Here is a 24,960-nt window from a genome sequence, read left to right as displayed (position 1 = left end):
TTGCGCGCCGTCGCGTTTAAACCTACGCGACTCGTCTCGCTGTCGCTCGGCCAATCAACCGCCGGGACGCGCCCAGTGTGACAGTCAACAGGGGATGAAGGGACCGCCCGCTCACGGTCACGCGAACGGGCGGGGCTTTCCGGGCGTTCGTCACGACGATTCCGGCGGTCGGGGTGCTGTCACGGAGCGACCGGAAGAGAGCGTTCGAGACGAGACGCACGCCGAACCCGAAAGCTTACTCCGGACGCCGAGACACCCGAAACTGTTAGATAAGCTTCAACCCGCTCCCGATGGACGTGGACCGCCCGGCTCTGTGGCTCGTCGCGTTCGTCGCTATCGTGGCCGCTGGCACGGGTCTCGGCGTCGGGTGGTCGAAGTCGCAGGTGTCGCTGGTCGAGGTGGAGGTGGCCGATTCCGGGACCGACGCGCCCGTGAAAGTCACGCTGGCGCGCTCGGAAGACGGGAGTTCTCGGACCGTCCGAGTGGCGACCCTGAACGCGAGCGACGGCGACGAGTAGCGCGCCGGACGGTCGTGCGCGACCGTCCGACGCGCGCCGACGGCACGCCGTCGGCGCGCGAAAGCAATCTAAATACGTCTTAGAAAAAGATATAACTTGCTTAGAGACATCGAAACGTGTCTGGGGCGCTCGGACCGTCCCGGCGTTCGCGGCCGACCGCCGACACGTCGGCGGTCGGCCGCGGGGAGTCCTGCCGGGTCTCGGTCCCGGAAATTCGGCCGGGTCTCGACCCCAGAAATTCGGCCGGGTCTCGGCCGTCGGAACGCAGACCCCACACCTTGCGTTCTGTCACCGTCTCCCACGTTCGGATTCCCGTTTCGAGAGATTCAAGGAGCGTCCGGCACCGATACAGTACCAATGCGGGACGACCACTTACTAACTGCAAAACAACTCTCCCGAGAGGACGTAGAGGAGGTCTTGGACCGGGCGGCCGAGTTCGACGCCGACCCCTCGGCGTTCGGGGACCGCCACGAAGACGCGATACTCGGACTCTGCTTTTTCGAGCCGAGTACCCGCACCAAGATGAGCTTCGAGACCGCAATCAAGCGTCTCGGCGGCGACTCGGTGGACATGGGTACCGTCGAGTCGTCGTCGGTCAAGAAGGGCGAGAGCCTCGCCGACACCGCGCGGGTCATCGCTGGCTACGCCGACGCGCTGGTGCTTCGCCACCCGAGTCAGGGCGCGGCCAAGATGGTCGGCGAATTCGTGGACGTGCCGCTCCTGAACGCGGGCGACGGCGCGGGCCACCACCCGACCCAGACCCTGCTCGACCTCTACACCATCCGAGAGAACGCGGGCTTGGACGACATCACCATCGGCATCATGGGCGACCTGAAGTACGGCCGGACGGTCCACTCGCTGGCCCACGCGCTGACCAACTTCGACGCCGACCAGCACTTCATCAGCCCCGAGAGCCTCAAACTCCCCCGGAGCGTGCGCTACGACCTCCACGAGGAGGGCGCGAACGTCCGGGAACACACCGAGTTGGACGAGATTCTGCCCGCCCTCGACGTGTTGTACGTCACCCGCATCCAGCGCGAGCGATTCCCCGACGAGAACGAGTATCAGGAGATAGCGGGCGAGTACGGCATCGACCTCGAAACCCTCGAACCCGCCAAGGAGGACCTGACCGTCATGCACCCCCTGCCGCGAGTGGACGAAATCGCGCCCGAGGTGGACGACACCGACTACGCGACCTACTTCGAGCAGGCCCACAACGGCGTGCCGGTCCGGATGGCACTGCTCGACCAGATGCTGGAGGCAGACCGATGAGCGACCACCAACTCCGCGTCAGCAAGATTCCGAGAGGCACCGTCATCGACCACATCCGCGCCGGACAGGCCCTGAACGTCCTCGCCATCCTCGGCATCGACGGACTCGGCGGCGAGACGGTCAGTATCGGGATGAACGTCCCGAGCGACCGGATGGGTCACAAGGACATCGTGAAAGTCGAGGGCCGCGAACTCAGCCAAGACGAGGTGGACGTGCTGTCGCTCATCGCGCCCGAGGCGACCATCAACATCATCCGCGAGTACGAAGTCGTCGAGAAGCAGTACCTCGAACGCCCCGAGCGCGTGGTCGGGGTCCTCTCGTGTCCGAACCACAACTGCATCACCAACGCCGACGAACCCGTCGAGACGAAGTTCGAGGTGCTGGACGACGGCGTTCGGTGCGAGTACTGCGAGACCATCGTCCGCGAGGACATCGCGGCCCACATCGCCGTCGAGTAGCGCGCGGCGTGCCGACGCCGCGCCCGACACTGCGCCCATCGCCGCCCTCTAGAGGTCCGCCAGCGCGTCCCGCGCTGGCGGATAAGTGGCGGCTACTCGCCACGAAACGTCCCGTTACGCTGGAAAACGGTCGGAACGGTCGTTTTCGTTTATCTTTCGCGTCGGAGTACGACCGAGACATGAGTCCACGACCACTCCCCGTAGTCGCGCTCGCGACGTTGGTCCTGCTGGCCGGAGTCGGACCGGTCGGCGAGACCGGACCGGTCGGAGAAGACGGCACGTCCGCGGCCGTCGCCGCGAACGTGCCGACGGACCGAGCCGACGCGTCAATCGACCGCACGGACGCGACTGCCGACCGCGCCGCCGTGCCGGTCGAACGCGCCGCCGCGCCGATTCGCCGGAGCGCGGACGCCTTCCAGTACAAGGTGTCGCTGAACAACGTCACCATCGAGACGTGGCTCCTGCGCGACTCGAAGGTGGTGAACGCGACCATCGAGAGCGTCGTGGTCCGCAACGCGACCACCGAAAACGGGAGTCGGACGAACGTCACTCTCTCGAACGTGACGGTCGGCCGGTTCGCCCTCGAACGCGCCCGCCTCAAGAACGTCACCGCCCGGAAGCTCGTCGTCCGGAACAAGTCGGTCCTCGACATCCCCGGCGGCGGCTTCATCGACCCGAACGTCGAGAATCGGACGCTCGAACGCCACTGGACGAGGAACACGACGGTCTCGGGCGTCGTCATCGACCGGATGGCCGTGGACGCCGCCGTCCTCTGTGAGAACGCCACGCTCGGCCAGCGAGCGAGCAATCCCACCGCGTTCGACCCGACGGCGAGCGACGACAAGCCAGCAATCACCGTCGAGAACGGCACGGTCGGAGAGGCGCTCGTCATCCGCGGCGAGGCCACCGGGTGGTCGGTCGAGTCGGTCCAGCAACCCGACCCGACCAGTTCGAGTCTGCCGGACGGATGCGGTCGCGGGTAGCGAGGCCGGACGACCCGAGAGCGAACCACTTACCCCGACCGCGAGCCAACCGCTTGTATGTTCGGCGTCGTCACGCGCAACGAGGAAGAACTCGACTGGTCGGAGTTCGACGTGGGATTCTACGAGGTCAAGGACGTGACCGGCCGGTCGGCACAACCGGTCGCCGAGGCGGTAAACATGGTGTCGTGCTTCGGGGACAACGCCGCAGTCGAGGCGAGCCCGGACCTCGCGCCCGTCAGCGACGAGGGCGAGCGAGCGACCCGCGAGCGACCCTACTTCGACTGGGCCTACGTCTGTCCGACGCGCGAGGACTACCGCGAGGGCGTCCTCGAAATCGTCTCGGACTGCGCCGAGGTCACTCCCGACGTGCGCTTGGACGACGTGGGCTTTCCCCGCGCGGAGTACTGTCACTGCGACCGGTGTAACCGCCAGTTCGAGGCGAGCGACTTCGAGGACCGCGCGGCGTGGCGCGCCGACGTAATCACCGAGTTCGTCGCCGAGGCGACCGACCGGATTCCCGGCACGACCTACTTCACGCTCTACCCCGACCCGTATCCCGGACACCTCTACGACCGGGCGGGTCTGGACCTCGACGCCCTCGCTTCGTACGTGGACGAGTTCGTCGTCCCCCTCTACGACATGGCCTACACGACGACCTACTGGCTCGAAACCATCGCCAGCGGCTTTGAGGACGCCTTGGACGCCCCGTTCAGCGTCGAACTCTACGCGGTGGACGTGGACGTGGACAACCTGATTCACGCCGCCGAAGTCGCCGAGGCGTACGCCGAGAACGTCGTGTTCGGCTACGACGCCAGCAACGCGCGGGCGGCGCTCCGCCGGATGAGAGCCGAGTCGCGCGACGGCGTGTCCCACGGGTGAGGGCGCGAGACACGGGTGGAGGCGCGGGAGCGTGACCGGTCGCACCGCGACCGGTCACGACCAACCGGTCACGCCACTGTCAGTCACGCGGGCGGGTAGATTTCCACGTCGCCCTCGGCCCCGACCACTACCTCGTGAGCGGCGAGCGAAAACTCGACGCATCCCTCTTCGCGGACGTGTCCGCCGGGCGTCCGCCGGAAGATGTCGTCTAGGGCGTCCGGGTCGAGCGACTCCCGAAGCGGTTCGAGGTCCAGCGGGTCCGTCTCCGTGACTGCGGCGACGGCGGTCACGACGACCGTACTCGTCGGGTGTTCGGTCGAATCGTACCGCGCGCGATAGCACCCGTCCGACTCGTCGCGTTCGATTTCTACGCCGCTCGGAAGTACTGTCGTATCGTTCGTCATACTTGGTCCCATCTCGCTCTCGGTCCCTCGGTTTCGTACCGAAACCGTCTACGATTCGAGGAAGTCGAGCGTCGAATACACGGAAAGTACTCCACGTAAATAAGTCCCTACCCTCGAAATTACCACTCGGGTCACTTCAGCGCGAACTCGCGCCACGCCAGCAGGTCCTCGCGGTCCCGCGTGTCCTCCGGAAGGTCGGCGAACCACCGCGCGTCGGTGATTTCGCCGTCGGGGTCGTCGGGGTCGGGCGTCGCCTCGCCCTCGACGCGGGCTTCGAACAGGGGTAGGACGCCCCACGTCGAGTACTCGCCGCACCGAATCTCGACCCGGACGTTCATCGCCAGTCCGTCGTAGGTCGCTTCGACGCCCGCCTCCTCCGCCAGTTCGCGCTCGGCGGCCTCCCGGAACGACTCGCCGGGGTCGGGTTCGCCGCCGGGGACGACCCACATCCCGACGCCCGCGTGCCGGACGAGCAGGAGTTCCCCCGACGGCCGGTAGACGACCGAGTGTGTGCCGTAGGGCGCGCCAAACTCGGCGATTCGCTCGGCGAGCGTCCGGAACCGCGGCCGGGAGACCCGCCGGGCGTGACGGCGTTCGAGGAACTTCTCGTGAGCGTCGGTCAGGCGATGGTGGACCTGTTCGGCGCGCTGTTCGGCCCGCGTGGTGAGATACCAGAGGTCGTCCACCGCAGTCATCGCGGCGACGACGAGGCGACGGCTTGCGGCCTGCGAATCGACGGCCTGCGAATCGACGACCGGTACGGCGACGGACTGGGGAGCGGAGAGCGCGAAATCATACCCCGAAAATTGTCGGGCCTGCCGAATAAGCCTTCGGTCGGAACGCTCGCCGCGAGCGGACTGCTCTGTGGGGCCTCCGCCCGTCTCGGCCGGTCTCGCCCGCGACCCGAACCGGGTCGTTTTTACCGGCCGCGAAGCTATCACGACCCATGAGCTTCGAGAAAGAAGACCGCGTGATTCTCCACGACGAACACAGCGACTACGACGGCGAAGAGGGCGAAGTGACCCAAGTGATGGACACGATGTTCGGCGACAGCACCTACACCGTCAGTTTCGAGGACGGTCAGGAGACCGGCATCCCCGAGGACTCGCTGGAAGCGGTCGAAGACGAAGAGTAGCGACTGCGACTTCCGTTCGTTTTCCGCGGTTGGGGTGATTCTACTTGCGTGGGTAGCCTTTGGTCTCTTCTGAAAGGTGGATGGGAGTTGTGAGACGAGAGGGGTCGGGAGAAGACTAGACAACCGGGACATGACGAGAGAAGCTAGCTTCAGGCTTGAACCAATCAGACCGCAACCGCACCGCCCCGCACCACAACCGCGGGCCACGTCCTCCCCAACCGACTGTGTTGCTCGGCCTGCGGCCTGCGCTACTCGTCCCTCGCGCGGATGGGCGCGGCCACGAGAGGCCGCGCCCGCGCGCGCCGGAATGAAAACAACGCGCAGTTAGAAAACAGTCAGAACCGCCCCAGAGTCGAGCAGTCGCCGCCCAGAGCCACCCGAGAAGTTCTGCACCGAACGAAACGCCTTTTTCCGTTCGGGGGTCCTACCACCGCTCGATGGCCGAAGTTCCGTTCCACTACATCGACCTGCGGGCGTTCTGCTACGCGACCGAGGACGACAAGCGCGTCGAGCAAGCCCTGCGGACCTACCTTCCCGACGAGTTCGAAATCGAGCGAGCGACCAGCGAGGGTCACCACGGCGACCGAATCCTCGTCCTCTCGGCGCGCGTCGAGAACGCCGACGAGATGCGCCGCGTCCTCTCGAGGGTGGCCGAACTCCCCGACGCCGACGGCCTGCTGGACGAACTCGACCAGCGAGTGGACGACAACTGCTCGCTGTTCCTCCGTCTCGACAAGCAGGCGGCCTACCGCGGCGAGGCCGAACTCGGCGAGGGAATCACGTTCCGCGCGAAGGTCGAAGCCTACCCCGCCAAGAAAGACGCCGCCGTCGAGAACGCCCGCGAAGCACTGACGGCGCTGTAGTCGTCATCCTGCCGCCTGACGCGCCCGAAAAGAGAGTAGTTACCGCCTAATGCGCCGAGAACCCGTCTATCATCCCGTCGCAGTCCGGACAGTTTACGAGTTCTGAACCGGTCGATTTACCGCCGAGAGGTTCGCCGTTGCGTCGCGTTTGACTCTTCGTTTGCCGATTCAGGTCCGAACCGCAGTGTGGACATTCTATCATACGTCTCACCGGGTTCCGCGTGGGAACAGCTACCAATACCCGCACTACGTTGATATACTTTGTGTTATAGAGTTTGAACATTGACATTTTCACGAGAGGCGTGAACGAAATTTTCACGACCCCGGCAGAATGTCGCCGAGAGCGCCGCCGAGAGCCATCGGAGCGAACGTCACCGTGGTCTGACACACCGCGAGCCACGGGTCGGTCCACTCGACGCGCCCCCACCCGGTCATCAGCGCGAGCGCCGTGGCGAACGAGATGGCGAGGACGCCCACGAGTCGGCGCGGGACCACGCCGAAGAAGGGTCGGTAGATTTCGACCTGCTGGATTTCGGCGACGTACAGCACGCCGACGACGACCCCGACGGTCCCGACCAGCGTGGCGAGGAAGGCAACCGGATGGGTGGCGAGGTGCGCCCCGATTTCGAGCGTCCCGCCCTCGACCAGCATCGGCACGCCGACGACGATGCTCCCGACCAGCGATTCGGCGGCGTCGTGCCGGTCGAACCCACGGATGACCCGGCCGAACGCGCTCGGGGTCGAGACCCGCCGGGCGACCCGTATCGTCTCGCGGACCTGTTCGACTTCCTCGGGGTCGTCTACTGTCCTCTCCAGCGTTTCGAGTTCGTCCAACAGGTCGTCGAGTTCGGGGTCCGGCCCCGGATTCGACTCGCCCGCGGCGGCGTCGGTTCGGGGGTCGCTCATGGGTCCGGAATCACGCCCGGCAGTCATAAACGCCAAGGTCGCGGACGCTCGTCGTCGGGGTATGCCAGCGACACTCGTCACCGGGTCCTCTCGGGGTATCGGCCGAGCAATCGCCGAGCGATTCGCGCGCGACGGCTACGACGTTGCCGTCAACTACGCGTCGAGCGCACAGAAGGCCAGAACGGTCGCCGAGTCCATCCAGCGCGGGACCGACAGCGAGGCCGTCGCGGTCCGGGCCGACGTGAGCGACCCCGACGACGCGGCCGACCTCGTGGACGCGACGGTCGAAGCCTTCGGCGACCTCTCGCACGTCGTCAACAACGCGGGCATCGACCAACACGTCTACACCGAGGACCTCTCGCCGGAGGACTTCGACCGGGTGATGAACACCAACGTCAACGGCGCGTTCAACGTGACGAAGGCGGCCCTGCCCCGCCTGAAGGAGTCCGAGGACTCCCCGACGCCCTCGGTCACGAACGTCTCGTCGATTCTGGCCTACACCGGCGCGCCGGTAGAGTGCCACTACGCGGCGTCGAAGGCCGGACTCCTCGGTCTCACGAAGAGTCACGCTGGAGACTTCGCGCCCGAGGTCCGGGTCAACGCCGTCGCGCCCGGCCACGTCGAGACCGACATGACCGCCGACCGGACCGAGGCGGAGAAGCGCGAGGAGATGGCGAAGATTCCGCTCGACCGATTCGGCCGACCGGAGGACATCGCCGAGGCCGCGGCGTTCCTGCGCGACGCCGGATTCGTCACCGGCGAGACGCTGAACGTCAACGGCGGAGAACTGATGCGGTAGCTACAGTTCATACGGTTCGACCCAATCCGGCGTGGTCCCCGCCTCGACGACTCTCTGCTCGTGGTCGTAATTCACGAGTCCGTACTCCGCCAACTTGGGGAGGTGGTTGTGGTGGAGTTGGATGGCGACTCGCTCGGCGGGCGTCTCCTCTGCCAGTTGCTCGGCGAGGTCCGAGAGCGCGACTCGACCCACCTCGGGGCCGAGCGTCCGAAGGACCTCTCGCCGACGCGAATCGCTGAGAACGCTCCACAACTCCTGTGGGGTGATGCTCGTCTCGTTCGACTCGGGAGACGCCCGCGGGGGTCTCGTGTCGTCTCGGTTTCCTATCATCGGTGTCACCTCGGCGGCGATTTACCTGATAGAAGACGGCCGGGATATTTGATTGTAATCGACCGGACCCGTTTCGGCGGCCGGACCGCATTCGGGAGTCCGAGATGCGTTTCGAACCTCGAAACGCGTCTCGGTCGGCGGACCGAAGGTAGACGGTTTGGACCCGCGATAGGTTCCAAAACGAATACGTCCCTCGAACTGAAATACAGAGAAGTGCCACGACTGCGAAACACTGTATGACTGACGACACCGACCTCCACGACGTAATCTCGACCGTCGTCAAGCGCGCGTCGTTTCTCGACCGGTTGACCGACGGACCGACCAGCAAGCGCGACCTGCGCGACGAGCTGAATCTCTCTCGCTCGACGGTGTACAAGGCGGTTCGGGAACTCGAAACGCACGGACTCGTGACCGAATCCGACGAGGGCGTGGAACTCACGCTGGTCGGACGCCTGTTGGCCGACCAGTACCGGGAGTTCGAGGCTCGCGCCGCGGGAGTCTACGACAACGAGTCGCTCCTGTCGGTGCTTCCGGACGACGCCCCCGTGACGACCGACCTCTTACTCGGGGCCGACACCGTTCTCGCGGAGCGACACGCCCCCACCCGCCCGGTGACGTACATCGAAGCACTCGTCCGGAACGCCGACAGCGTGTCCGGCGTCGTTCCGGTCGTCCTCCCCCAGTACGTGGACCTCTTCCACGGGGAACTCGTCACCGACGACCTGACCGCCGACCTCGTGTTAGAGGACCCGGTGGTGGAGTACCTGAGCGACGAACACGGCGAGCGCTTCGGAGAAGCGCTCGCTACCGGACGGCTTTCGATTCGACGAACCGACGAGACGCTCCCGTTCGGCCTCATCGCCGCCGAAGGCGACGGTATCATCCTCATCGGCTACGAGGGGGGCGGCGAACTCCGGGGCATCATCCGCAACGACACCCCCGCGGCACTCGACTGGGGCGAACGCGTGTTCCGGAACTACTGGGACGAGGCCGACGAGGTGCTGTAACTACTTCCCTTCCCACTCCGGTTCGCGGTCCTCGAAGAAGGCGTCGATGCCCTCGTTTTTGTCCTCGGAAGCGAACAGGTGCGCGAACAGTTCGGCCTCGTACTCGATGCCCTGCTCCAGTTCCATCCGACTGGAGGCTTTCACGGCTTTCTTGGCGAACTCCAGCGCGAGCGGACTCTTCTCGGCCATCGACCCGGCGAGGTCGTACACCCTGTCTTCGAAGTCGTCTTCGGCGTGAACTTCGTCCACGAGTCCGATTTCGCGGGCTTGCTCGGCGTCTACGAGTTCTCCGGAGAGGATGAGTTTCATCGCTTGACCCTCGCCGACGAGTCGGGGGAGGCGCTGGGTGCCGCCGCCGCCGGGCATGATGCCGAGGCTGATTTCGGGTTGGCCGAGTTTGGCCCCCTCGCGGGCGATGCGCGTGTCGCAGGCCTGCGCGAGTTCGCACCCGCCGCCGAGCGCGTGACCGTTGATTGCGCCGATAACCGGCTGTTCGAGGTCGTCAACGTACTCGTAGACCCGCGGGCGCTTGCTGGCCTCGCGCTGTTCGAGGGGACCGCGCTCGCGGAGTTCGGTCACGTCCGCGCCCGCGACGAACGCGCCCGACTCGGACGACCCCGTGAGGACGACCACGCGCACGTCGCTGGCTTCGATGGCGTCCAGCACGTCCTTCAACTCGGCGCGGAGTTGGGCGTTCAGGGCGTTGCGGGCGTCCGGCCGCGAGAGCGTGACGGTGGCGACGTTCTCGACGCGCTCGCCGACTTCGACGTTCACGGTCTCGCACTCGGCGGCGACCTGTTCGGGCGTGCCGACCGCGGCGTCGCCGCGGTCGGCGGTCGCGGTCTCGTCGTCACTTTCGCTCTCGTCGCTCATTCGTCGTCACCCCAGTCGCCGGAGGTGCCCACGATTTCGCCGTCCTCCCAGACGTAGAACCCCTCGCCGGTCTTCTTGCCGAGTTTCCCGGCCCGGACCTTCCGGCGGAGGATTTGGGGCGGGCGGAACCGCTCGCCCAACTCCTCGCGGAGGTGTTCGAGGATGTCGAGGCGCACGTCGAGTCCCACCACGTCGCCGAGTTCGACCGGACCCATCGGGTGGTTGTAGCCCAGTTCCATCGACTGGTCGATGTCCCGCGGGCTTGCGACGCCCTCCTCTACCATCCGCATGGCTTCGACGCCGAGGGCGACGCCGAGGCGAGAGGAGGCGAACCCCGCGGTGTCTCGGACTTCGATGGCAGTCTTGCCGATGTCCTCCACGAAGTCGGTGGCGGATTCGACCGTCTCGGGGTCGGTCTGCTCGCCGACGACGACTTCGACCAACTGCATGATGTGGACCGGGTTGAAGAAGTGAAGCCCGATTCCCCGGCCGGGGTCGTCCAGTGCCGAGACGATTTCGGTGACGGGGAGCGACGAGGTGTTGGAGGCGATAATCGCGTCTTCGGGGGCCGCCGCCTCCACGTCCTCGAAGGTCTGCTTCTTGAGGTCCACGTCCTCGGGGACCGCCTCGACCACGAGGTCGGCGTCCGAGACGGCCGCTGCGAGGTCGGTCGTGCCCGAGATGCGCTCTAGGGCGGCGGCCTTCTCGTCTTCGGTCACTTTGTCTCGCTCGACGCCACCTTGGAGGTTCGCCTCGATGGACGCGATGCCGTCGTCCACGAGGTCCTGCTCTATGTCCCGAATCGTCACGCTGTTGCCCGCCATCGCGGAGACCTGCGCGATGCCGTGACCCATCGTCCCTGCTCCGAGTACGGTGACTTGCATGTCGGAGGGAGCGACCGGAGCGCGGTTAAGCGTTTATCTCTCGGGCGCTCGTCACCTCTCTGGTCGGGTCGGAGCGACGAGACCGAGACCCCGTTTCGCCCGCGGGTCCCGTCGGTCAGTCGTCGGCCGGGACCGCCGCGGCGTCCGCGTCGGGCGCGGACGACTCCTTGCGCGAGAAGTACGAGGCCAGCGCGGGACCGCTCACGTTGTGCCAGACGCTGAACAGCGCGGGCGGGAGCGCCGCGGCGGGCGAGAAGAAGGCGGTAGCGAGCGCCACGGCGAGTCCGCTGTTCTGGAGTCCGACCTCGAACGCGCAGGTCCGGGCGCGGTCCTCGGACATGCCGGTGAGTCGGCCGACGCCGTACCCGGTGGTGAGACCGATACCGTTGTGCGCGACGACCGCTATCGCGGCCGCCGCACCCGCGGTCAGGATGGTCCCCTTGCTGAGTCCCACGACCGCCGCGACGATGGCGACGATGGCGACCACGCTGACCGCCGGGAACACGTCGAGTCCGGCCTCCGCGACGTTCGGGGCCTTCCGGTCCAAAGCGTACCGGAGCGCGAACCCGGCGACGACCGGGACGAACACCACCTGCACGATGCTGGAGAACATCTGAGCGAAGGTGACGTTCAACTGTTCGCCCGCGAGGAAGACGACCCACGCGGGCATGACGACCGGCGCGGCCAGCGTCGTGACCGTGGTGATAGCCACCGAGAGCGCCACGTCGCCCTTCCCGAGGTAGGTCATCACGTTCGAGGCGGTGCCGCCGGGCGCGGCACCCACGAGGACGACGCCGACGGCGAGTTCGGTCGGGAGCGACAGGGCGACGGTGAGCGCGTACGCCGCCACGGGCATGACGACCCACTGCGTGACCGCGCCGATTGCCACGTCCCGCGGTTGTTCGACCAACCGCCGGAAGTCGTCGGGTTGGAGCGTCAACCCCATCCCGAGCATGATGATGCCGAGCAACGGCGTGATGTAGGGCGCAATCCACGTGAACGCCGACGGGACCGCGAGCGCCACCGCCGAGAACGCCAGCACCCAGACGACGAAATACCGGTTCGCAACGTCGCTGACCCGCCGAACGACGCCGAGCGCACTCACGACGAACTCCTCCGCGACCGTGATACGACTTGTCGTAACATCTCGTTGTAGCCTTCCAGTTTTAGATTTTATTTCTATCGGTCGAACAGTCGTCGGCAATTTTATCCAGAAAGTAGGATTTCGATGGTATTTCAGTACGACACCCGAATCACGCGCCGGTCGTCGTCGTCCCGGACCGTCACCACGTCGCCGGTGTTCTTCCAGACGGCGCGCGAGGCCCCCCAGTAGAGGTGTTCGTCGGTGTCCTCGCCGGACCCCGAGTGGAGCGTCACCGACCGGTTCGGGTCGAGGGCGAACTCGTCGGGGAACTCGTAGGTCTTCCCGTCGGCGTTCTCGACGGTCCACCCCGTCAGGTCCAGCGGTTCGTCGCCCTCGTAGCGGAACACGAGGTACTCGTCGTTCTTGTTCCAGTGGTCGTACCCGAGGGCGTCCTCGTGAATCTCGTCCACGACGAGACCCGCGGTGAGTCGCGCCCCCTCGCGCCGTCGGCCCAGCACCTCGTCGGGGACGCCTTCGGCAGTCGAACCCCGCGCCGGGTCGGTGTCTGGGCGTGACTCCGGTCCGGCGTCCGCCTCACCGCCGGATTCGGTCCCCACCGGCGTCGTCTCGACTGCGACGGCGGTCACGTCCGCCTCCGGCACCTCGGTCACGCCCGTCTCCGCGCGGTTCACGAACCGGTAGAAGTAGCTCTCTTCCCCGCTCTTTTTGGTCTCCTGATACCGGAACGCGAGGTCCTCGGTCTCGAACTTCCCGAAGAAGTCGTCCCACGAAATCGCCTCGAGTCGCGGGTCGGGGTCCTCCTCGGGGAAGTCGAGTCGCAGGATGCCAACGTCGTCGCCCTCGCCGGTGGCGACGACGTGGGCGGGGTCGGCGTCTCTGGCTTCCGCCCACTTCCGGATGGTCTCGCGGTCGGTCGTGGTCTTCGTCCGGCCGGGCATCGCGTCCCGACTCACGAACCGGTGGAAGTAGCTCCGCTCGCCGTTCTGCTTCTCGTCCTGATACCGGAACGCGAGGTCCGCGGCGTCGAACTTCCCGAAGAAGTCGTCCCACGAGACGTGTTCGAGGTTCGCGTCCGCCTCCGGAAAGTCGAGTCGCAGGATGCCGAGGTCATCGCCCTCGCCGGTGGCGACGACGTGGGCGGGGTCGGCGTCTCTCGATTCGGCCCACGCCCGAATCTCCTCGCGGTCGGTCGTGATTCTGGTCGTCCACGGTTTCTGGTCGGTCATTCCCGTTCCCCCGGGCAGAGAAGCGACCTACGACCGCTTAGCTATTCGGACCTATCGCCGGGGTGAGACGACGGCGACCGTCACCCGAGAGCCACGAACACCGCGTACGGCAGGAGGAACAACGCGACGAACATCGCCAGCAGAATCGCGCCGTACCCGGCGAACGTTCCGAACGCGGTCAGCCACGAGGGGTGGTCGAAGTCGGCAGGCAGGTTCATGTCCGAAGCGAGGCGACGGTGGTCCTTAGTCCTATCTGAAGGCGACTCCCCCGGTTTCGAGGCGGGGGCGACCTACCGAAGGATGTCGCCGATTCGCCGCGCTTGGCCCGAGAGGTCGGGGTCCTCCTCGACGATTCTCAGGACCTCGTGGTCGGTCACGTCGAAGTAGGACTTGCCGGTCGCCCCTTCGATGAGGTCCTTCGAGAGTCGGAACTCCGTCCCCTCGTACACCACGTCCACGCCGTCCTCGTCGAACGCGAGCGTCGTCATACCCCCGCGTTTGGCCGCCCCATTTAAAAACCCATCAGAACGTCGCCGAGGAGTGTCCGTTTTCCGGTAGTTGTCTGACGGAAGTTTATTAGCGTCGAACCGGAACGTTCCGGTGTGCCGCTTGGTTCGGACCCGTTGGACGAGTTAGCGATTCCGGACGGTACGACCGTCGAAGAACACGACCTCGTGACCGACGGCGACGTTATCGTCGGCGGGCAGAGTACGGTCGAGTTCGGCGTCCGCGGTCACAACGTCATCGCCGGGGAACGCGTCCAGTTCGGCGGCCACATCGAGGCCGAGGCCGACTGCCGCCTCGACATGTGGTCGGACGTGGAGGACAACGTGCTGGTCGGCCGGGACGCCTACCTCGGCGAACGCGTCCACGTCGGCGGTCGCCTGATGGTGAGTGGCGACTTGGACATCGGCGACGACGTGGACATCGAAGACGGGTTCGAGGCCAACGGGTGGATAGTCATCCGGAACCCGATGCCGACTATCGTCTTCGTCTTCGTCTACCTCCAGCAACTGTTGCGCATCGGCGAGGAGGAGGCCGCCGAGGAAGTCGTCTCCGAGTTGCTGGAGAACGAGGAAGTCGAGGCCGACCCCGTGGTGGTCCCGCGCAACGGCCACGTCTCCGACGACTCGTGGCGGGTCTCGACCCCCGCGACCATCGGCGACGACTGTAGACTCCACGGCAACATCCGGGCCGAGTCCATCGAGGTCGGGAAGCGAAACGACGTGTTCGGCAGTCTCCGCGCCCGCGGCGACATCTCGGTCGGCGAGAGCACCGTCATCCACGGCGACGTGACCACCCGAAACGGGACGGTCGAACTCGCCGACGACGTGGAGGTCCGCGGCGACGTGTCGTGCGAGGACCTCCACTTCCACGACGGCGCGGTCGTGGACGGGACGATGCGCGCCAGCGGGGAGATGTCGATGGTGAAAGCCGGTGCCCACGAACACATCGCGGCCGACGGCGACGGCGGCCGAAAGCGGTTCCACGCCGACGAGTCCGGCGAGAGCGACGGGGGAGAGACCGGCGACGGGGGAGAGACCGGATTCGAGTTCCGGACCGGCGAGTAGTCGGTCGGAATCGGCGTTCGACGGCGGGTACTTTTCCAGCGCGTATTTCGGAATTCGACGGACGAGTCCGTCGAATTCCGGCGATAGGTCGGCACGTTTCGAGGGAGTGGGTCGGCCAGCGTCGGCGACGACGCCATCGACCGATGGCGTCGTCGCCGACCCGTTCGCTTTCGGCAAGAAAAATATTTCTAAGAGAATGATATTTGATTTCTTAGGAAATATATTTATTTTTCAAAGAACTGCTCGTCGGTCTCGCTCCCCCCGCGCTCGGGCGGCCGGTGTCGGTCTCGGGGATAATGTAATAAACGTTGGCGATGAAATACCTACGGACATGGGAGAGAGGCTTACTCACGAGAGGTGGTATCGATGCACTCGGTAGTGCTGACGAAGGGCGTCCCCGACTTCCGGGAGGGACAGGTGTCGTTCGACGAGGACGGCCACCTCGAACGCGGCGCGACCCCCACGGTGATGAACCCCAACGACGAGTTCGCGCTACAGGCCGCCCTCCAGACGAAGGTCAAGTGCGGCGGCCGGGTCAGCGTGATGAGCATGGGACCGCCGGGTTACGAGAGCGTGCTGGAGGAGGCGATGGGCGTCTACGCCGACGACCTCTACCTGCTGTCGGACCGCGAGATGGCGGCGGCCGATACGTGGTCCACCGCGATTACCCTCTCGGGTGGCGTCGAGAACGTAGACGAGGAGTTCGGTGAGGACCCCGACATCATCTTCGCGGGGTTCAAGACCGCCGACGGCGAGACGGGCCAGACCGGGCCACAGACCAGTTGGTGTCTCGACCGGCCCGTCGTGACCCACGTCATCTCGATGGAAGTCGAGGAAGACGAGGGCCGACTCCGCGCCAAGCGACTCGTGGAGGGCGACGCGGACGAGATAGAGACCGTCGAGGCTCCCCTGCCCGCGTTCGTCGTCACCGACCCCGAGTTCGAACCTTCCTACCGGCGGGCCGAGCATCGACTCCGGCACAAGCGACTCAAGGCCGAGACCGAGGAACGCGTCGAGAGCTACGAGGACCACCTCACGACGTGGAGCGCCGAGGACCTCGACTTGGACCCCGACTTCATCGGACTCGACGGGTCGCCCACCATCGTCTCGGGCGTGGACCCGATTCCGAAGGCTCCCTCCGAGCGCGAGGCCACGATGGTCGCGCCCGACGACGCGGACGGGATGGAACAGGTCCTCGGCGAGATGCGACCCCTCGCGGGAGGTGACTGACCGTGGCCGACGACGTGAACCTCGACCCGACCGAGTACACCGTAGACCAACTGAAGGAGAAACTCGCCGCGGTAGACGACCCCGAAACACTCGACGCCGCCCTCGCCGCCGAACGCGAGGGCGACGACCGCAAGACCGCCAGAGAAGCGATTCAGACCCGAATCGAGGCACTGGACGAAGAGACCGAGGGCGGGGAACCGGCCGACACCGACCACGAGGAAGAGGACGCCGACGAGGGCGAGGTCAGTTACGAAGTCGAGAACCACACCCGGGACAAGAAGCACGTCCGGGCGCTGAAGGGCGGCGAGTACCGCGACATGTGGGTCTACTGCGAGACCCAAGGCGGCGAACTGCTCGACGTGTCCAAGGAGATGCTCGGGAAGGCTCGCGAGCTGATGGACACGTACAACCGCGAGTACGACGAGTCAGAGCGAGTCGTCGGCGTCCTCGTCGGCGACGAGATGACCGACCTCGCCGACGAGGTACTCGCCTACGGCGCGGACGTGGCGCTCTACCACGAGGACGACCGACTGGAGCGGTTCCGCCACAAGCCCTACACCGAAATCGTCTCGGACATGGCCCGCGGCGGCGCGGAACCACCGAACTGGGCGACAGGAAATCCCGGTACCGAACCCACCGCCGAGTGGCGCGACTACGACAAGCCCCGCTACTTCCTCTTCCCGGCGACCAACAACGGCCGGGACCTCTCGGCGCAGGTGCAGGGCGAACTCGACTCGGGTCTCGCCAGCGACTGCTCGGGCCTGTTCATCGAAGAGGAACTCATCTCCAACCCGGTCAAGACCGGCGAACCCGGCGAGAAGGTGGAGTTCGAGCGCGTCCTCCACATGAAGCGCCCGGACTTCTCCGGGTTCGAGTACTCGACCATCCTCTGTCTCGACAACCCCGGCCGGGAGTTCCACCCGCAGGGATGCTCGGTCATCCCCGGCAGTTTCGACCCCATCGACCCCGACTACGAGAAGGAGGGCGAGCGCATCGAACACGACCTCACTCTGCCCGACGACTGGTTCCGGGTGGACGTGACCGAGTTCGACCGCTTGGACGAGGGCGTCGATTTGACCGGCCACGAGGTGGTCGTCGCCCTCGGCCGGGGCATCGGCGACGACCCCACGAGAGGCATCGAGTTGGGTCTCGACTTGGTGGACGCCTTCGACGACGCCGCGCTCGGACTCTCGCGCGGCGTCGTCACGGCGTCCTACGACGTGGACGGCCACGTCGCCGACTACGTGGCCGAGGAGCGACAAATCGGCGAGACCGGCCAAGAGGTCGCACCCACGCTGTACGTCGCCGCGGGCATCTCGGGCGCGGTCCAGCACAAGGTCGGGATGGACGAGTCGGACACCATCGTCGCGGTCAACACCGACCCCGATGCCCGCATCCGGGACTTCAGCGACTACTTCGTGGAGGGCGACCTGTTCGAGGTGCTTCCCCGCCTCACCGAATCCGTGAAGGCGGGCGAACTGAAGGCGAAAGCGGAGGCGAGCGATGACTGACGAACACGAACACTACGAGGCGGTCGTCGTCGGGGCCGGACCCGGCGGTGCCGCCGCCGCCGCGGTACTGGCGCGAAACGGCGTGGAGACCCTCGTCCTCGAACGCGGGGTCGAAGCCGGGGCGAAGAACGTGACCGGCGGTCTCATCTACGCCGAGGAGTCCGCGCCCTACACGGTGGACGCGCTGTTCCCCGACTTCCGCGAGGAAGCCACCGAGCGCCCGGTCACGGACTACTACCTCCACAACGTCGCGGGCGAGAGAGTCGAGACCTTCGACATCACCGACCTCCACGAACACGACACCGCGTGGTCCGACGCGGTGCTTCGCCGGAAGATGGACTCGTGGATGGCCAACCGGGTTCACGAGATGGCCAGCGAGACCGGCGGCGGACTGCTGACGAACGTCCGGGTCAACGGTCTCCTGCGCGAACGCGGCGAAATCGTCGGCGTGACCTGCGACGAACTCGACCCCATCCGGGCCGACCTCGTGGTCGCCGCCGACGGCGTGAACTCCGAGTTGGCCCGAGACGCTGGCCTGATGGACTGGGAGGACCCCGACGAGTGGTTCCAAGGCGTGAAAGCCGTCGTGGACGTGCCCCCCGAAGTCATCGCTGACCGGTTCGGTGTGGCAGACGACGAGGGAGAGGCCCACCTGTTCTCGGGCGACCTGTTCGAGGACGTGCGCGGCGGCGGGTTCGTCTACACGAACGAGGACTCGCTGTCCATCGGGTCGGTGTTCCACCTCGACAGCATCGTGGAACAGGAGGCCGAACCCCACCAGTTGCTCGACAACCTGCTGACCCATCCCCTGCTGGCCGACTGGTTGGAGGGCCACTACGACGAGGTGGAGTACAGCGCGAAACTCGTGCCCGACTCGAAGAAGGCCGCGATTCGCTCGCCCCACGAGGGTCGCCTCCTCGTGGTCGGAGACGCCGCCGGACAGATGCAGGCACAGGGTCCCATCATCAAGGGGATGAACCACGCCGTGAGCGCAGGCGCGCTTGCGGGCGAGGCGTTCGCCGAGGCGAAACTGCGCGGCAAGCCCGAGAAGGCGGGCGAACTCTACGAGCGGAAACTCCGCGAGGAGGGTGTCATGGGCAAACTCCGGCCGAAGGGGTATCGGGTCGCCAGCGCGCTCGGCGAACACGACGCCGTGACGGACCTGCTGGACTCGGTTCTCACCTCGTCGGTCGGTCGACTCGGGGTACGACTGACCGGCGGCCTGCTCGAAGACCTCTACTCGTCGCCGCGTCTCTCCCAAATCGTGCCCGACACGCAGACGCCCTACGTCACCCTGCCGACCGTCATCGCCGAGGAGTTGGGCGAGCGCGTCACCGGCGAGGCCGACTACGAACCCAAACCCCTCGTGGAGCGCATCGGCGACCTGACCTACGACACCGACGTTGGCAACCCCCACATCGAACTGCGGGACGCCTCGGTCGAAGCCAGCGGCGCGGCGGTCTACGCCTGTCCGGTCAGCGCGCGGGACTTCGGCGGCGGATGCTACCGCGAGGAGACGGTCAAGACCAACGGGAACGAGGAGAAACGGGTCAGCCTCGACACCCAACCCTGCGTCGAGTGTGGCACCTGCGCGGTGGTCGCCGACACCGACTGGGAACACCCCCGCGGCGGCAAGGGCGTCGAGTTCAGGGAGGGGTGAGACAGACGCGTGAGCGACTACCACGACCGAATCGAGGCGCTGGCCGACCGCGCCCGCGAGGACCGCCGGGGCTTCGACCCGCCCGAGGACCCGCCGGACGAGGAGCGCGCCGTGAAATTCCTGCGCGAGGGCGTCGGCGAAGTCGTCGCGGTGTACGTCGAGGCCCGAACCGGCGAGTACGCGCCGCTGGACCGCGCGGAGATGGACGGACTGGAGCGAGCGACCAACGACTGGTTGGCGCTGTACGCCCGATGTCACGGCCGCGAGATAGCGCCCGACTTCACGGTCCGGGAAGTCGCCGAGGCGGTCGTCGAGACCCGCGACGTGGTGACGACGGCCCAACTGCTGACGGGCGTGCCCGACCGGGAGTCCGGGGTCGCGTGGCGGCCTCGCGTTCGGTAGGCGAACGCTCGGCCTATCAGCCGCCACGGACGCGCTCGGCCGAGCAGACCACGGGGCGGGATAAAGGGGCCGTCCGCTCGCGTGACCGCGGGCGGGGCTTTCTGGGCCTTCTCCGTTTCGGTCTTCCCGGTCGTCTTGGCCGTGTCGTTGCGGAGCGAGTAGACCGCGCTCGTCAGAACACGTCTCACGACGACCCGAGACGAGAGCCGGAACGTCGTAACCAACCCCGTCCGAGTGCGAGAAAAGATTAAGTAATCGCGGAGTGTGTTATCATTGAACATGAAGTTCTCCGAAACGCTGGAGTTCGGCCACGAGGACCGCAAGCGCATCTACGAGTACGTAGAGAGCCACGGCGAGGTGGACGCGGAGGAGGCCCGCGACGTGTTGCACGTGGACCACGGCGGGTTCCGCCACCACGTCGCCATCCTGAAGCGCGACGGCTACCTCGAAGAGCGCGAGGGGATGCTCCGGGCGTCGTTCGAGGAGGGTGCGGCCGAGGAGTACGAGGTCGATGGCATCGAGTTCACGGTCCGACCGGCGCGACAGGAGGATCTCTCGGGTATCGTCGGCGCGATTCGGCGGGTCGCCGAGCAGGGAAGTTACATCGTCGCCGAGAGCGTAGCCGACGAAATCGACCACGACGAGGCTCTGCTCCGGCACAACGAAATCGAGTCGCGGATGTTCTTCGTCGCCACCGTCGGTGACGACGTAGTGGGGTGGGTCCACCTCTACGCGCCGGAACTCGACAAACTGGCCCACACCGCGGAGTTGACCGTCGGTGTACTGGACGAGTATCAGGGCCACGGCATCGGGAGTCACCTGCTGGAGCGCGGTCTGGAGTGGGCGGCCTCGAACGGCTACGAGAAGGTCTACCAGAGCGCGCCCTCGACCAACGAGTACGCCATCGAGTTCCTGAAAGACCACGGGTGGGAGACCGAGGCGGTCCGCGAGGACCACTACAAAATCGGCGGCGACTACGTGGACGAAGTGATGATGGCGGTCGACCTCTGAGTCACCAGAGTCACGCCAGCAGACCCGCGGAGACGACCGGCAGGCCGACGCCGTAGAAGAAGTAGGCGAGTCGCGGGGGCGCGAGACCGACGCCTCGCCCTCTCTGGGGCCGTCTCTCGACAGCGCCAGCGACGCGGCCGCGGGGCCCTCTGCGGTCGGACCGTCGGTGGCGCTCCCGCGCATCACCGACCGCACGAGTAGCGCGACGCCGACCCACGCGAGTACCAGCGGAACGAGTCCGGTCCGAAACGTGGCGTAGGGCACGCCGACCGTGAATCCGGCGGCGAGGACCGAATACCGTACCCCCACCGAGCTATCAGACGCTTGTCCATAACGGACGTGGCGGTTCGCGGGTGGTACGTTTTCGGGAGCGAAAAGAGCGGCCGTTACTCGGTCGCGCTGGCGTCGCTCGGTCCTACTCGGTCGCGCTACGTCACCCCTGCTGTTCGTGGACCGGGAACGCGACTTCGACGGTGGTCTTGTACTCCTGTATCTGGCCGTTCTCTACGTCGGCGGTCCAGTCCTCGACCTCGACGCCGTGGATGTCGTCGATGGTCTTGCTGGCTTGGTCCACCGCTTCCTGCGCGGCCTGCTCCCACCCCTCCTCGGAGGTGCCGAGGACCTTGATGATTTTTACTGCCGTCATGGCCAGCGACGGTACGACGGGATTCGTGTAGCGTCTTGTGGCCGTTTCGAGGCGGCGGTCGCTGGTGGCCCGTCCGATTCGTACGGGGACTTGCGACACCGACGGGACTGATTCGGCGGGGCTAGCTTCAGGCTTGAACCACTGAGTTACCGCACAGCACCGCCCCGCACCGCGACCGCAGGCCTCACGCCTCCCCACCCTCGGCGGCCGCGGACGCGGCCGCCGTCCCTCGCGCGCGGCGCGACGCCCACGGCGTCGCGCCCGCACGCGCCGAGCAGAAAGACGCGTTTAGAATTGTTATAGAAATGTATATATTGTCTAGATATTTGTATACAATTCTTCACCGCGCTCCTGCCGTCTGTTCGGTCAGCGCGCGCCCGGTGGACCGTCCGGCGGGAAGTGCCGGACGGAATCGACGCCGCCGACGAAATCCCGAACCTGCAGAACCGAAAGGGGCTTTTCTTCGACGCCGGTAGCACCTAGCATGATTTCCATCGCGCTGGCGGGCAAGCCCAACGCGGGCAAGTCCACCTTCTACAAGGCCGCGACGATGGCCGACGTGGACGTGGCCAACTACCCGTTCACGACCATCGACGCCAACCGCGGCGTGAGCCACGTCCGGACGGAGTGTCCCTGTCTCGAACGCGACGAGCGCTGTGGCGACGAGAACTGCCACGACGGGAAGCGCTACGTCCCCATCGAACTCTTGGACGTGGCCGGACTCGTCCCCGGTGCCCACGAGGGCCGCGGACTCGGCAACCAGTTTCTGGACGAGTTGACGAACGCCGACGCAATCGTCAACGTCGTGGACGCCTCCGGCGGCACCAACGAGGAGGGCGAACCCGTCGAAATCGGGTCCTACGACCCCGTAGAGGAAGTGGACTTCATCGAGGAGGAGATGGACCAGTGGCTGGCGAGCATCGTCGAGCGAAACTGGGAGAGCGTCGAGCGCAAGTCCCGGTCGCCCGACTTCGACATCGACGACGCGCTGGCGGACATGTTGACCGGGTTCGGCGCGACGGAGGCGGACGTAGCCGCCAGCCTCCGCGAACTCGACTACCCCGAGGACCCCATCCAGTGGACCGACGACCACCGCGAAGCCCTCGCGCGCGACGTGCGCGCCCGGACCAAACCCATCATCCTCGTGGCGAACAAGGCCGACGTTGCCCCGCCGGAGAACGTCGAGCGACTCCGCGAGACCGGCAAGCCAGTCATCCCCGCCACCGCGGAAGGCGAGTTGGCCCTGCGACAGGCAGAGCAGGCCGGGGCCGTCGATTACGACCCCGGCGACGACGACTTCGAGGCGGTCGGCGACCTGAGCGACGACCAGCGGGCCGGACTCGACCAGATTCGGGAGGTCATGGCCGAGTGGGGCGGCACCGGCGTCCAGCAGGCGCTAAACACCGCGGTCTACGACCTGCTCGACCGGATTACGGCCTACCCGGTCCAGAACGAGACCAAGTGGACCGACGCGAAGGGTAACGTCCTACCCGACGCCTTCCTCCTGCCCCGCGGTTCGACGCCCAAGGACCTCGCTTACGCGGTCCACTCAGACATCGGCGACGGCTACCTCCACGCGGTCAACGGCAAGACCAACCGCGACATCAGCGACGACTACGAGTTAGAAGAGGGCGACGTGGTGAAAATCGTGAGTACGGCGAAGTAGTCGCTCGTGCGTCTCGGTCCGTTCTCTCCCACCGACCAGTCCCCGGAAATCTTACATCGCGTTTTTCCTCGTCGCTGTCGCACACTACCTATGGCATCCGTCGATACGGACCTCGCAAACGAGTTGTCCCACCACGACGAGTATTTCACCGCCCGGGAACTCGTCCAGTACCTCGAACGCCACCACGCCGTCGAGGGTCCCGGCGTCCCCCGCGACCTCGTGGAAGCCTACGCCGAGGAGTTGGACTACGACAGCGAGCGGTTCGACACCTCGCTGGAGGACCGACTCACCGACGCCCGGTCGTGGCAACCCGGCGACCGAATCTACCGAATCGGCGACAACGTGAGTATCTACCCGGCCTCGTGGCACGAACGACTCGCCGACACCACGGACCTCGCCGACTACGTGGAAGTGATGCTCGAGAGCGTCAGAGCGCCCGAAGGCGTCGAAATCGACCGCGGGAGCCTCGGAGTTACCCAAGACGACCTGTTGACCGCGGTCGAAATCGTCGGCGAGATGGACCGAAGTGACTCCCGTCGACTCCTGAAGAACCAGCGTCTGGAGGGGTCGCTGGTCCTCTACGCCTTCCAGAACCCCGAAGAAATCGTCCGCCTCCCAGAAGAGACGGCGACCGACGTGTGAGTCACTCCGCGAAGAACGCCGCGAGCAGTTCGGTCACTTCCTCGGGTGCCTCCTTCTGGACCCAGTGGGTCACGCCGGGCAGTCGCTCGACGCGCAGGTCCGGTACCCACCGCTCTAAGTTCTCGGTCTGTTCGACCACGAGCGCGGAGTCCGCTTCGCCCCAGATAATCTGGGTCGGGACCGGAACCTCTCGCGGTGGGCGTTCGCGGCCCAAGAGCGCCCCAATCTCCTCTCGGAGTCCGTCGCGGGCGAGCGCCCGGTAGTAGTTCAGCGCCGCGGTCAACGCGCCGGGACGACAGATGGCCTCGCGGTAGCGCCGCAGGTCCGCCTCGCTGAAGGTGTCGGGGTCCGCAGTGGCCCGTAGCAACGCCCCGATTCCCGCACACTCGAACGCGCCCAGTAGCGTCTCGGGAAGCCACGGTATCTGGAACGCCGCGGCGTACCACGACCGGCGGCGCTGTTCGGGTGAATCGCGGAGTACCTCCCGATACCGCCCGAAGTGAGGCGCGTTCAGCACCGCGAGTTTCTCGACCACTTCCGGGCGACGACTCGCCGTCTCCCACGCGACGATGCCACCCCAGTCGTGGCCGACGACGTGGGCTTGCTCCCGGCCGAAGTACTCCACGAGTCCGGCGACATCGCCGACCAGTCGCTCGACTCGGTAGGCTTCGACTCCGTGAGGCTTCTCCGACCGGTTGTACCCGCGCATGTCCGGTGCAACGACTCGGTATCCGGCGTCGGCGAGCGCGGGAATCTGGTCGCGCCACGAGTTCCAGAAGTCCGGGAAGCCGTGGAGGAGGACCACGAGGGGGTCGTCCTCGTCGCCCGCCGCGACGTAGTGCAGACGCACGTCGTCGACGACGGCGTGGCCGTGGGTCCACGGGCCATCTGCGCCGCGTCCTCGCTCGGAGTCGGCGGAGACCTGTCTCTCCATGCCCCGCAATTGGCGGGAAAACGATTAAAATGTTGGCCGCCCGGA

The 24,960-nt window shown here is 66.2% G+C and carries 29 protein-coding genes and 1 pseudogene; 17 read left to right on the top strand and 13 right to left on the bottom strand.

Features of this window, described 5'->3' with window-relative positions:
• The first annotated feature begins 296 nt into the window (after positions 1-296).
• The 5 genes from P2T60_RS07915 (at position 297) to P2T60_RS07895 (ending at position 4,110) form a co-directional block, all read left to right on the top strand.
• Positions 297-518, top strand: coding sequence for a hypothetical protein (locus tag P2T60_RS07915; RefSeq protein WP_276282011.1), 222 nt, complete (start codon positions 297-299; stop codon positions 516-518).
• Positions 519-875: 357 nt separating this feature from the next.
• Positions 876-1,790: an aspartate carbamoyltransferase gene (gene pyrB, locus P2T60_RS07910; RefSeq protein ID WP_276282010.1), complete on the top strand. Its 915-nt coding sequence runs from the start codon at positions 876-878 to the stop codon at positions 1,788-1,790.
• On the top strand, positions 1,787-2,248 hold the full coding sequence (gene pyrI / locus P2T60_RS07905; RefSeq protein ID WP_276282009.1) for an aspartate carbamoyltransferase regulatory subunit: 462 nt from the start codon (positions 1,787-1,789) through the stop codon (positions 2,246-2,248). The genes pyrB and pyrI overlap by 4 nt, the downstream gene beginning before the upstream one ends.
• Before the next feature lie 179 nt (positions 2,249-2,427).
• Positions 2,428-3,231, top strand: coding sequence for a hypothetical protein (locus tag P2T60_RS07900; RefSeq protein ID WP_276282008.1), 804 nt, complete (start codon positions 2,428-2,430; stop codon positions 3,229-3,231).
• A 57-nt stretch (positions 3,232-3,288) separates the two neighbouring features.
• Complete coding sequence (locus P2T60_RS07895) at positions 3,289-4,110, top strand: hypothetical protein (protein WP_276282007.1); 822 nt, start codon at positions 3,289-3,291, stop codon at positions 4,108-4,110.
• 83 nt (positions 4,111-4,193) lie between these two features.
• On the opposite strand, the gene P2T60_RS07890 is transcribed toward P2T60_RS07895, so the two are convergent.
• Positions 4,194-4,514, bottom strand: a complete 321-nt coding sequence (locus tag P2T60_RS07890) for a DdfA family disk-determining factor (RefSeq protein WP_276282006.1) — start codon at positions 4,512-4,514, stop codon at positions 4,194-4,196.
• A gap of 131 nt (positions 4,515-4,645) precedes the next feature.
• Positions 4,646-5,209 carry an NUDIX domain-containing protein gene (locus P2T60_RS07885; RefSeq protein WP_276282005.1) on the bottom strand — a complete coding sequence of 188 codons (564 nt, stop codon included), beginning with the start codon at positions 5,207-5,209 and terminating at the stop codon, positions 4,646-4,648.
• Between the two features lie 251 nt (positions 5,210-5,460).
• Here P2T60_RS07885 and P2T60_RS07880 point away from each other — a divergent pair, with 251 nt between their 5' ends.
• Positions 5,461-5,649, top strand: a complete 189-nt coding sequence (locus P2T60_RS07880; RefSeq protein WP_137287485.1) for a DUF1918 domain-containing protein — start codon at positions 5,461-5,463, stop codon at positions 5,647-5,649.
• 437 nt (positions 5,650-6,086) lie between these two features.
• On the top strand, positions 6,087-6,512 hold the full coding sequence (locus P2T60_RS07875; protein ID WP_276282004.1) for an RNA-binding protein: 426 nt from the start codon (positions 6,087-6,089) through the stop codon (positions 6,510-6,512).
• A 315-nt stretch (positions 6,513-6,827) separates the two neighbouring features.
• On the opposite strand, the gene P2T60_RS07870 is transcribed toward P2T60_RS07875, so the two are convergent.
• On the bottom strand, positions 6,828-7,418 hold the full coding sequence (locus P2T60_RS07870) for a DUF2391 domain-containing protein (RefSeq protein ID WP_276282003.1): 591 nt from the start codon (positions 7,416-7,418) through the stop codon (positions 6,828-6,830).
• A 61-nt stretch (positions 7,419-7,479) separates the two neighbouring features.
• Here P2T60_RS07870 and P2T60_RS07865 point away from each other — a divergent pair, with 61 nt between their 5' ends.
• The gene (locus P2T60_RS07865; RefSeq protein ID WP_276282002.1) at positions 7,480-8,217 is read left to right on the top strand and encodes an SDR family NAD(P)-dependent oxidoreductase; all 738 of its coding nucleotides are present in this window, start codon (positions 7,480-7,482) and stop codon (positions 8,215-8,217) included.
• Here the strand turns inward: P2T60_RS07865 and P2T60_RS07860 are convergent, their stop codons facing one another.
• The gene (locus P2T60_RS07860) at positions 8,218-8,547 is read right to left on the bottom strand and encodes a DUF7344 domain-containing protein (RefSeq protein ID WP_276282001.1); all 330 of its coding nucleotides are present in this window, start codon (positions 8,545-8,547) and stop codon (positions 8,218-8,220) included.
• Positions 8,548-8,783: 236 nt separating this feature from the next.
• On the opposite strand from P2T60_RS07860, the gene P2T60_RS07855 reads away from it, so the two are divergent.
• Positions 8,784-9,554, top strand: a complete 771-nt coding sequence (locus P2T60_RS07855; RefSeq protein WP_276282000.1) for a helix-turn-helix transcriptional regulator — start codon at positions 8,784-8,786, stop codon at positions 9,552-9,554.
• Here the strand turns inward: P2T60_RS07855 and P2T60_RS07850 are convergent, their stop codons facing one another.
• From P2T60_RS07850 to P2T60_RS07825, 6 genes are all read right to left on the bottom strand, one after another.
• Positions 9,555-10,427, bottom strand: coding sequence for an enoyl-CoA hydratase/isomerase family protein (locus P2T60_RS07850; RefSeq protein WP_276281999.1), 873 nt, complete (start codon positions 10,425-10,427; stop codon positions 9,555-9,557). It lies immediately after the preceding gene.
• Complete coding sequence (locus P2T60_RS07845; protein ID WP_276281998.1) at positions 10,424-11,311, bottom strand: 3-hydroxyacyl-CoA dehydrogenase family protein; 888 nt, start codon at positions 11,309-11,311, stop codon at positions 10,424-10,426. Before P2T60_RS07845 ends, P2T60_RS07850 begins: the two co-directional genes overlap by 4 nt.
• A 115-nt stretch (positions 11,312-11,426) precedes the next feature.
• Complete coding sequence (locus P2T60_RS07840; protein WP_276281997.1) at positions 11,427-12,416, bottom strand: bile acid:sodium symporter family protein; 990 nt, start codon at positions 12,414-12,416, stop codon at positions 11,427-11,429.
• 131 nt (positions 12,417-12,547) lie between these two features.
• Positions 12,548-13,642 carry a lamin tail domain-containing protein gene (locus P2T60_RS07835; RefSeq protein ID WP_276281996.1) on the bottom strand — a complete coding sequence of 365 codons (1,095 nt, stop codon included), beginning with the start codon at positions 13,640-13,642 and terminating at the stop codon, positions 12,548-12,550.
• 80 nt (positions 13,643-13,722) lie between these two features.
• Positions 13,723-13,860: a hypothetical protein gene (locus P2T60_RS07830; RefSeq protein ID WP_276281995.1), complete on the bottom strand. Its 138-nt coding sequence runs from the start codon at positions 13,858-13,860 to the stop codon at positions 13,723-13,725.
• Between the two features lie 72 nt (positions 13,861-13,932).
• The gene (locus tag P2T60_RS07825; protein WP_276281994.1) at positions 13,933-14,130 is read right to left on the bottom strand and encodes a DUF5800 family protein; all 198 of its coding nucleotides are present in this window, start codon (positions 14,128-14,130) and stop codon (positions 13,933-13,935) included.
• 114 nt (positions 14,131-14,244) lie between these two features.
• Between P2T60_RS07825 and P2T60_RS07820 the strand changes: the two genes are divergently transcribed.
• From P2T60_RS07820 to P2T60_RS07795, 6 genes are all read left to right on the top strand, one after another.
• Complete coding sequence (locus P2T60_RS07820) at positions 14,245-15,213, top strand: polymer-forming cytoskeletal protein (protein WP_276281993.1); 969 nt, start codon at positions 14,245-14,247, stop codon at positions 15,211-15,213.
• A 366-nt stretch (positions 15,214-15,579) separates the two neighbouring features.
• Entirely contained in the window at positions 15,580-16,443 is an 864-nt protein-coding gene (locus P2T60_RS07815; protein ID WP_276281992.1) for an electron transfer flavoprotein subunit beta/FixA family protein, read from the top strand.
• A 2-nt stretch (positions 16,444-16,445) separates the two neighbouring features.
• Positions 16,446-17,954 carry an electron transfer flavoprotein subunit alpha/FixB family protein gene (locus P2T60_RS07810; RefSeq protein ID WP_382209510.1) on the top strand — a complete coding sequence of 503 codons (1,509 nt, stop codon included), beginning with the start codon at positions 16,446-16,448 and terminating at the stop codon, positions 17,952-17,954.
• Positions 17,947-19,614: an FAD-dependent monooxygenase gene (locus P2T60_RS07805; protein WP_276281991.1), complete on the top strand. Its 1,668-nt coding sequence runs from the start codon at positions 17,947-17,949 to the stop codon at positions 19,612-19,614. Before P2T60_RS07810 ends, P2T60_RS07805 begins: the two co-directional genes overlap by 8 nt.
• Positions 19,615-19,623: 9 nt before the next feature.
• Complete coding sequence (locus P2T60_RS07800; RefSeq protein ID WP_276281990.1) at positions 19,624-20,016, top strand: DUF8055 family protein; 393 nt, start codon at positions 19,624-19,626, stop codon at positions 20,014-20,016.
• Between the two features lie 279 nt (positions 20,017-20,295).
• Positions 20,296-21,027, top strand: a complete 732-nt coding sequence (locus P2T60_RS07795) for a bifunctional helix-turn-helix transcriptional regulator/GNAT family N-acetyltransferase (RefSeq protein ID WP_276281989.1) — start codon at positions 20,296-20,298, stop codon at positions 21,025-21,027.
• A 153-nt stretch (positions 21,028-21,180) separates the two neighbouring features.
• Here the strand turns inward: P2T60_RS07795 and P2T60_RS21970 are convergent.
• A pseudogene (locus P2T60_RS21970) lies at positions 21,181-21,336 on the bottom strand (DUF8070 family membrane protein); the annotation flags it as partial.
• Positions 21,337-21,460: 124 nt separating this feature from the next.
• On the bottom strand, positions 21,461-21,673 hold the full coding sequence (locus P2T60_RS07790; protein ID WP_276281988.1) for a dodecin family protein: 213 nt from the start codon (positions 21,671-21,673) through the stop codon (positions 21,461-21,463).
• 484 nt (positions 21,674-22,157) lie between these two features.
• On the opposite strand from P2T60_RS07790, the gene P2T60_RS07785 reads away from it, so the two are divergent.
• Together P2T60_RS07785 and P2T60_RS07780 are read left to right on the top strand one after the other, a co-directional pair.
• On the top strand, positions 22,158-23,339 hold the full coding sequence (locus P2T60_RS07785) for a redox-regulated ATPase YchF (RefSeq protein WP_276281987.1): 1,182 nt from the start codon (positions 22,158-22,160) through the stop codon (positions 23,337-23,339).
• Between the two features lie 90 nt (positions 23,340-23,429).
• Complete coding sequence (locus tag P2T60_RS07780) at positions 23,430-23,981, top strand: hypothetical protein (protein ID WP_276281986.1); 552 nt, start codon at positions 23,430-23,432, stop codon at positions 23,979-23,981.
• Position 23,982: 1 nt separating this feature from the next.
• Here the strand turns inward: P2T60_RS07780 and P2T60_RS07775 are convergent, their stop codons facing one another.
• Positions 23,983-24,915, bottom strand: coding sequence for an alpha/beta fold hydrolase (locus tag P2T60_RS07775; RefSeq protein ID WP_276281985.1), 933 nt, complete (start codon positions 24,913-24,915; stop codon positions 23,983-23,985).
• Between the last annotated feature and the right edge of the window lie 45 nt (positions 24,916-24,960).

The organism is Halorussus caseinilyticus (assembly GCF_029338395.1).
GTDB classification, from domain to species: Archaea; Halobacteriota; Halobacteria; order Halobacteriales; family Haladaptataceae; genus Halorussus; species Halorussus caseinilyticus.
Note: the sequence above shows the minus strand (reverse complement) of the source record. Positions and strands in the feature narration are given on the sequence as shown.

Coding starts and splice junctions, on each gene's coding strand:
- pyrB (WP_276282010.1), top strand. CDS start 876: ATGCGGGACGACCACTTACTAACTGCAAAACAACTCTCCCGAGAGGAC.
- pyrI (WP_276282009.1), top strand. CDS start 1,787: ATGAGCGACCACCAACTCCGCGTCAGCAAGATTCCGAGAGGCACCGTC.
- P2T60_RS07900 (WP_276282008.1), top strand. CDS start 2,428: ATGAGTCCACGACCACTCCCCGTAGTCGCGCTCGCGACGTTGGTCCTG.
- P2T60_RS07895 (WP_276282007.1), top strand. CDS start 3,289: ATGTTCGGCGTCGTCACGCGCAACGAGGAAGAACTCGACTGGTCGGAG.
- P2T60_RS07890 (WP_276282006.1), bottom strand. CDS start 4,514: ATGACGAACGATACGACAGTACTTCCGAGCGGCGTAGAAATCGAACGC.
- P2T60_RS07885 (WP_276282005.1), bottom strand. CDS start 5,209: ATGACTGCGGTGGACGACCTCTGGTATCTCACCACGCGGGCCGAACAG.
- P2T60_RS07880 (WP_137287485.1), top strand. CDS start 5,461: ATGAGCTTCGAGAAAGAAGACCGCGTGATTCTCCACGACGAACACAGC.
- P2T60_RS07875 (WP_276282004.1), top strand. CDS start 6,087: ATGGCCGAAGTTCCGTTCCACTACATCGACCTGCGGGCGTTCTGCTAC.
- P2T60_RS07870 (WP_276282003.1), bottom strand. CDS start 7,418: ATGAGCGACCCCCGAACCGACGCCGCCGCGGGCGAGTCGAATCCGGGG.
- P2T60_RS07865 (WP_276282002.1), top strand. CDS start 7,480: ATGCCAGCGACACTCGTCACCGGGTCCTCTCGGGGTATCGGCCGAGCA.
- P2T60_RS07860 (WP_276282001.1), bottom strand. CDS start 8,547: ATGATAGGAAACCGAGACGACACGAGACCCCCGCGGGCGTCTCCCGAG.
- P2T60_RS07855 (WP_276282000.1), top strand. CDS start 8,784: ATGACTGACGACACCGACCTCCACGACGTAATCTCGACCGTCGTCAAG.
- P2T60_RS07850 (WP_276281999.1), bottom strand. CDS start 10,427: ATGAGCGACGAGAGCGAAAGTGACGACGAGACCGCGACCGCCGACCGC.
- P2T60_RS07845 (WP_276281998.1), bottom strand. CDS start 11,311: ATGCAAGTCACCGTACTCGGAGCAGGGACGATGGGTCACGGCATCGCG.
- P2T60_RS07835 (WP_276281996.1), bottom strand. CDS start 13,642: ATGACCGACCAGAAACCGTGGACGACCAGAATCACGACCGACCGCGAG.
- P2T60_RS07830 (WP_276281995.1), bottom strand. CDS start 13,860: ATGAACCTGCCTGCCGACTTCGACCACCCCTCGTGGCTGACCGCGTTC.
- P2T60_RS07825 (WP_276281994.1), bottom strand. CDS start 14,130: ATGACGACGCTCGCGTTCGACGAGGACGGCGTGGACGTGGTGTACGAG.
- P2T60_RS07815 (WP_276281992.1), top strand. CDS start 15,580: ATGCACTCGGTAGTGCTGACGAAGGGCGTCCCCGACTTCCGGGAGGGA.
- P2T60_RS07805 (WP_276281991.1), top strand. CDS start 17,947: ATGACTGACGAACACGAACACTACGAGGCGGTCGTCGTCGGGGCCGGA.
- P2T60_RS07795 (WP_276281989.1), top strand. CDS start 20,296: ATGAAGTTCTCCGAAACGCTGGAGTTCGGCCACGAGGACCGCAAGCGC.
- P2T60_RS07790 (WP_276281988.1), bottom strand. CDS start 21,673: ATGACGGCAGTAAAAATCATCAAGGTCCTCGGCACCTCCGAGGAGGGG.
- P2T60_RS07785 (WP_276281987.1), top strand. CDS start 22,158: ATGATTTCCATCGCGCTGGCGGGCAAGCCCAACGCGGGCAAGTCCACC.
- P2T60_RS07780 (WP_276281986.1), top strand. CDS start 23,430: ATGGCATCCGTCGATACGGACCTCGCAAACGAGTTGTCCCACCACGAC.
- P2T60_RS07775 (WP_276281985.1), bottom strand. CDS start 24,915: ATGGAGAGACAGGTCTCCGCCGACTCCGAGCGAGGACGCGGCGCAGAT.